Annotated in this window: 1 protein-coding gene; it reads left to right on the top strand. The window is 47.9% G+C overall.

The features are described 5' to 3' along the window. Nucleotides 1–14: 14 nt before the first annotated feature. Nucleotides 15–219, top strand: a 205-nt coding sequence (locus MRS74_RS24305; protein ID WP_368671330.1) for a LysR substrate-binding domain-containing protein, incomplete at its 3' end; no start/stop codon positions are given.

Here is a 219-nt window from a genome sequence, read left to right on the forward strand (position 1 = left end):
TAGCGCCATTTTTACTGTGTGATTTAGTTCAGGAAGTGAACGCGCGTTACCCTCAGCTTAATCTTTTACTCAGAGAAGATACTACTGCGAACTTACTCGCCGCGCTGAGACATGGTGAACTGGACGTTCTCATTTTGGCGCTCCCGATGGACATCGGCAATATGGACAGCTGCATTGTTGGACATGACCCGTTCAAGATGGTCATCAGCCGTAATCAAG

Origin of the sequence: Marinobacterium sedimentorum (assembly GCF_024267675.1) — a bacterium.
Taxonomy (GTDB): domain Bacteria; phylum Pseudomonadota; class Gammaproteobacteria; order Pseudomonadales; family Balneatricaceae; genus Marinobacterium_A; species Marinobacterium_A sedimentorum.